At 65.9% G+C, this 5,895-nt stretch carries 4 protein-coding genes; 2 read left to right on the top strand and 2 right to left on the bottom strand.

Going from position 1 to position 5,895, the window contains the following annotated elements:
- Nucleotides 1–126: 126 nt before the first annotated feature.
- Together JOY90_RS37340 and JOY90_RS37335 are read right to left on the bottom strand one after the other, a co-directional pair.
- Nucleotides 127–1,200, bottom strand: coding sequence for a DnaJ domain-containing protein (locus tag JOY90_RS37340; protein WP_291696095.1), 1,074 nt, complete (start codon nucleotides 1,198–1,200; stop codon nucleotides 127–129).
- Between the two features lie 327 nt (nucleotides 1,201–1,527).
- Nucleotides 1,528–1,914 carry a hypothetical protein gene (locus JOY90_RS37335; protein WP_291696094.1) on the bottom strand — a complete coding sequence of 129 codons (387 nt, stop codon included), beginning with the start codon at nucleotides 1,912–1,914 and terminating at the stop codon, nucleotides 1,528–1,530.
- A gap of 210 nt (nucleotides 1,915–2,124) precedes the next feature.
- Between JOY90_RS37335 and JOY90_RS37330 the strand changes: the two genes are divergently transcribed.
- Together JOY90_RS37330 and JOY90_RS37325 are read left to right on the top strand one after the other, a co-directional pair.
- On the top strand, nucleotides 2,125–4,833 hold the full coding sequence (locus JOY90_RS37330) for a M1 family metallopeptidase (protein ID WP_291696093.1): 2,709 nt from the start codon (nucleotides 2,125–2,127) through the stop codon (nucleotides 4,831–4,833).
- Between the two features lie 390 nt (nucleotides 4,834–5,223).
- Nucleotides 5,224–5,895 (top strand): outer membrane beta-barrel protein (locus JOY90_RS37325; protein WP_291696092.1); only part of this gene is annotated, 672 nt, incomplete at its 3' end.

Genomic DNA, 5,895 nt, shown 5'->3' with positions numbered 1-5,895 from the left:
CAGATCGAGCTTGCGGTCGACAATGGCTGCGCACTGGCGCCGGACCACGTGGTGTGAGGCAAAGCCCTGGGCGAGAGGCGCGATCCGGCAGGAAGCGCCGCGGCAGGCTGGTCGGTCGATCGATCTCTACGGCGTGTTTGCGCGCTCGACCAGTTCCACCGGCCGGCGCGGCACCGGCGAGGCCGCCATGCTCGCGGACAGCCGCGGCCGTCGCATCACCAGCGACATCGGCTTGCCGGTGCGGCTGTCGAGGCTGCCACGGACGTCCCTGTCGGGACGACCGTCCCGCTCGAGCCGAATGTCCTTGTCAGGACGGACGTCCTTGTCCGCGTGGCCCTCCTTCTCCAGCCGCTTGGCCTGGGCGATATCGGCGAAGGCGCGGTCGAATTTGCGCAGGCGATACAACACGATGCCGCGATCGATATAGGCGGCCGCGAATTTCGGATCGAGCTGGATCGCCTGGTCGAAGTCGGCGACCGCACCCGTCAGGTCGCCGTTGCGATAGGCGACGATGCCGTGCTCCCTGAACGACTTGGCGTCGCCCGCGGCGGCGGGCGGCACGGAAAGCGGAATGGGAGCCGGGATCGGCTCGAGCATGGCGACGAGGACGCCGCTCGCATCGACGGGGAAGGTCAGTGCGCTCGAGGCGATCGCCTGGTCGATGTCGTTCGACTTGGAGGCCGCCTTGTCCGGCGCCTTGCCGGTCGTGGCCGGCTTGTCGACCGCGGCGGTGTGGGCACCCGTTTCCTGTGTCGCTGCGGTCGCGACCGCCGCAACCTCGGGAGACTTTTGCAGGATCGCCGGAAGCTGCACCGTGCGCGCGATCGACCGCGCCGACATGTGCAGCAACACTTCGTACGCCCCGACCGCCATGATCGAGATCACGGCGGAGGCGAACACTGCCGAGGCGAGCTTGTAGACGGCATGCGTGACCGCGCGCTTCGACATCGTCGCCTTCTCGATGCGGGCAAGCTCGAGCAGATGGTCATAGGCGGCGCGCTGATCGCCGTCGGCGAGAATCTCGTTGGCGCGTACGATCTGACGGAATTTCTGTCCGGCCAGAGGGTCGCCGGGATGGAGATCGGGGTGTGTGCCCTTGACGGCCTTCCGAAAAGCTGTCCGCAAGCCGTCGGCATCGTCGTTCGGAAGGGCTCCGAGCAATTCGTACAGCGTCTCCATGGCCTCTACTCGAGGGCTCACCCCTTGCTCGTCTCCGCAGAAATTCCCGCCGCGAATTTTTTCGGAGCACACCACGCACTGGTATTTTTGAAAGGCTGACAGTCCAGCGCGGCAAAAAAATGACTGAATTATGCGCGGTTACGCCATGTCGGCAGTGCGGGTTACCACTGCGGATGATGGGCAACACCCGCGTCGTGCCATTCCGACACTCGCATCGCTTCCGGGCTGCATTCTTTGAGCATTTCGGGAGGAGGAGGTGCCCCGCAACCGGTGGCGCTACGGGAGCTTTGAATATTTGGATTGTATGTATTGCTGATGCAATTTTATGGCGAGCATGGGCCCGCGTTATCAAGTCTGGCGACTGGCGATCTCGCACTTGCTGGCCGCCTGGAGCTCGCGCAGCCGCTCACGAACCGCTCTCTCTGCGCGCTGATAGCAGGTTTTCTCGTATTCAACTTTCAGGCGCGACCATTGCAAGGGGTCGATGGTCTTCAGATGCGACTGGTCGAACGCGCAGTCCGGCGCCGATTGCGGCGTCAGAAGGGCCGGGGACGGCCGGCAGAGCGAACCATCGAGCTGAGCCGATCGGACCGACTCCGGGCTGGACTGGAGCTCGCTCGTGTGTGGCGCGCATCCAGCCAGGGCAAGCACGAGGCCGATCGACAGCCGGCCCAGGTGCGGCCGCCAGTCCAGGTCGGAGGTTTTGCGCATCGCTCGAATCGGCTCCTTCAACATCGCGCGTCTTCGCGCTTTGCGAATCTCTTCGCAGCAAAGACATCTGAGCCGCCAACCAAGCCAGTTGACCCTAGACGCAGAGACTTGAATTGAAATTTAACGGTCGGAGTGGTTTGCAGGCGTGGTTAAGCGTTTCCTAACCGCCGAGCGCGCTCAACCTGCGCCGGCCCGCCGATCCTCGCCAACCCTGTCAATTCGCGGATGCACCCGATGACCGCCCTAAGCGCTCCGATGCCGTTCTTCTCGTGTCGCCGGGCGGCGTTCGCCGTCGCGGCGCTGCTCGCGGTGCTGCCGCCCTCCGGCGGCGCATGCGCCGAGCCGACATTCTCCTTCGACGCCGCGCCCGGCAAGCTCGCCAGGACGGTGGTGCCGGTCAACTACGCGATCGAACTCGAGCCCGACCTGCAGGGCCTGACTTTCAATGGCAACGAGACCGTGGACATCGAGCTGCGCGAGGCGGCCACACAGATCACGCTGAACGCGGTCGCCATGACGATCGCCGACGCCGCGATCGATGCGGAGACCGACCACGCCGCGGTCGCGCTCGATGCTGCCGCTGAGACTGCGACCCTGTCCTTTACGCATCCGCTCGCGCCGGGCGCGCATCGCCTGCGTCTTTCCTTCACCGGAAAGATCAACCCGTTCGCGCGCGGGCTCTATTACGTGGACTATCCGACCGAAAGCGGCAGCAGGCGCATGATCGCGAGCCAGCTCGAGCCGGCGGACGCGCGGCGGATCTTTCCGTGCTGGGACGAGCCGGCATTCAAGGCGAGCTTCGCGCTCACTGTGACGGTGCCGCAGAGCTTTCTGGCGGTCGGCAACATGCCGGTCGTGCAAGAGCAGCCGTCCGGCGCGGACAGGAAACGCGTCACCTTCGCGCCGACGCCGAAGATGTCGAGCTACCTGTTCGTTTTCGTGACCGGCGAACTGGAGCGGATCGCGACCGAGGCGGACGGCGTCAACGTCGGCGTGGTCACGACCACGGGCAAGAGCGAGAAGGGACGCTTTGCGCTGGAGAATGGCGCGAAGCTGCTCGGCTATTACAACGACTATTTCGGCGCCAGATATCCGCTGCCCAAGCTCGACCTGATCGCGGTGCCCGGCGGCTTCGGCGGCGCCATGGAGAACTGGGGCGGCATCGTGTTCTTCGAGAGCGCGCTGCTGTTCGATCCGCTCGCCAATCCGGAGACCGCGCGGCGCAACATCTTCAGCATCATCGCACACGAGATGGCGCATCAATGGTTCGGCGATCTCGTCACCATGGGCTGGTGGGACAATCTCTGGCTGAACGAGGGCTTTGCGAGCTGGATGCAGGAAAAGGCGGCCGAGCAGTTCTATCCGCAATGGAGGACGTGGCTCAACGGCTACGCCCAGAAGCAGTTCGCGCTCGCGCTGGACGCGCGGCGGACCTCGCACCCGATCCAGCAGAAGGTCGCCGACCAGAGCGAGGCGATGACGGCGTTCGACGGCATCACCTACAACAAGGGCCAGGCTTTCATCCGCATGCTGGAGAGCTATCTCGGCGAGGACGCCTTCCGCAGCGGCATCCGCAGCTACATGGCCGCGCACGCCTATGGCAACACCACCACGGCCGACCTCTGGCAGGCGCTGGAAAAAGCCGCCGGCAAGCCGGTCGCGGACATCGCCGCGGGCTTCACCGAGCAGAGCGGCGTGCCGCTCGTGGTCGCGGAGACGGCCTGCGACGGCGCAGGCCAGCACCTGACGCTGCGGCAGGATCGCTTTGCGAATGTGCCGGCACATTCATTCGATGGCCGGAATTCGGCGGAAGGGCGCGAGCCGCGGCACTGGAAGATTCCCGTTGCCCTCGGCACGCCGGGCGCGGCGGCTCCGTCGCAGGTTCTGCTGCTCGATGACAGCGCCGACATCGGCGCGGGCGCGTGCGGCGCGCCCGTCAAGGTCAATTTCGGCGACATCGGCTATTACCGGGTCGAATACGGACCGAACAGTCGTGTCGCGCTGTTGCAGGCCTTGCCGCAGATGGCGGTTGCGGACCGTCTCAATCTCCTCACCGACAATTGGGCGCTGGCGTCGGCCGGCCGCGCCGACCCCGCCTCCTATCTCTCGCTGACCGAGGCGCTCCAAGCCGACGATCATCGCGTGGTCTGGGACCAGGTGATCGGCGCGTTCGCCGCGCTCGATCATCTCGCGCGTGGCGATAGTGGCCGTCCGGCGCTGCAGGCCTATGCGCGCGCGAGGCTCAGACCCGTGTTCGATCGGCTCGGCTGGGACGTCAAGGGCCCGGGCGATGACGACGATACGCTGCTGCGCGCGCGGCTGATCCGCACGCTCGGCGAATACGGCGACGCCGACATCCTGGCCGAGGCGAAGCGCCGCTTCGCCTCGTTCCTGAACGACCCGAAGTCGCTCCCGCCGGCGCTGCGGGATGCGGTGAGCCAGGTTGTCGGCCTGTCGAGCGATCGGGACACCCACGAGGCGCTGCTCGCGCTCGCGCGCAAGAGCACTGCGACCAATGAGCGCGTCCGCTACTATTACGCGGCGGCCGGCGGCCGCGCCGAAGCCCTCGCGCGTGCCACGCTCGACTTGACGCTGACCAACGAGCTGCCCAACACCATCCGCGGCAATATGATCAATATCGTTGCTTCCACCGCCGAGCGGCCGGATCTGGCGTGGGACTTCGTTCAGCAGCATCTCGATGTCCTCACCGCGAAGCAGGGGCCGGATTTCCGCGATCATTTCGTGCCCAACTTCATGACCAATTTCAACGACGAGGCGCATGCCAACGAGCTGAAGGCATTCGCGCCCGCGCAGGCCACCAGCGGCGGCCGGGTGATGACCGCGCGAGCGCTCGAGACGATGGCGATCGCCGTCGACGAGAAGACGCGCGTGCTGCCGCTGGTCGAGGCCTGGATCGCGCATCATGCGGATGGGGCGCGGTAGCGCGACTTCACCTCTCCCGCTCTTTCGCGGGGAGTCGTAGGGTGGGCTAAGGCGCGCAAGCGCCGTGCCCACCATTCTCTCGACAGCATCGCTCGGAATGGTGGGCACGCTCTTTCCTTCGTGCGGCGAGCCTATGTGCACGTAGCCGCTTAGCCCGCCCTACTGATCTCGAACAAACAGATGCGGGGACGATTCGACATCCCCATCCAGACGTGCTTCGCGGATAGAGCCCCTCACCCCGGGCCTCTCCCCGTAAAGAACGGGAAGAGGGAGAAACCTCGCGCTCGGACGCGCCGTTAAATTTCATGGTTAGCCAATCCTCAAGGCTCAGCCTTTCTTAAGCTTTCCGGCCCATCATGGTTAACGGCTGGTACGGTTGGGTTGGGGCGTATGAAGAAATTCGTTGTGGCGGTTTCCGCCTTCGTTGTCGGTTCTACTCTTGCGCGGGCGGCGGACATGCCGATGGCCTATCCGCCGCCCGTGCCGTGGTCGTGGACCGGGCTCTATCTCGGCGGCCATCTCGGCGGCGCCGCCGGCACCGCGCAATTTTCCGATCCCGCGGGCGCGGGAATCTACGGTGGCAATGTCCTGAGCCAGGCCATGATCGGCGGCGGCCAGATCGGCTACGACTGGCAGGTCCCGAACGCCAACTGGGTGCTCGGCATCGAAGCCGAAGCGAGCGCGCTGCGCGCCGACGGCACCGCGACCTGCCTTGCCTCGTCCGGCTATTTCATCTCAGCGAACTGCCGCGTGCGGCCGGAGGCGACCGGCAGCCTGACCGCGCGCGCCGGCTTCGCCACCGGGCCGCATGGCCGCACGCTGGTCTACGTCAGGGGCGGCTTAGCCTGGCTGGAGGATCGCCTCGACATCACCACCAACGGGCTCTATCCGCCGCCCATGACGAGCGTCGAGGGCGCGCGATTCGGCTGGACGGTCGGCGGCGGCGTGGAGCGGGCGCTGACGCCCGCCTGGTCGCTGCGTCTGGCGTATGACTATGCGAAGTTCGGCGACGTCGGCATGGACACGCCGGCGAGCTTTCTTCAGGTCATTCCCGGCTCGCCG

The sequence above is a fragment of the Bradyrhizobium sp. genome (genome assembly GCF_019242285.1).
GTDB lineage: Bacteria > Pseudomonadota > Alphaproteobacteria > Rhizobiales > Xanthobacteraceae > Bradyrhizobium.
Note: the sequence above shows the minus strand (reverse complement) of the source record. Positions and strands in the feature narration are given on the sequence as shown.

Bases quoted from the DNA above. Each gene is read 5' to 3' on its own strand.
- JOY90_RS37335 (WP_291696094.1), bottom strand. From the start codon at position 1,914: ATGTTGAAGGAGCCGATTCGAGCGATGCGCAAAACCTCCGACCTGGAC.
- JOY90_RS37330 (WP_291696093.1), top strand. From the start codon at position 2,125: ATGACCGCCCTAAGCGCTCCGATGCCGTTCTTCTCGTGTCGCCGGGCG.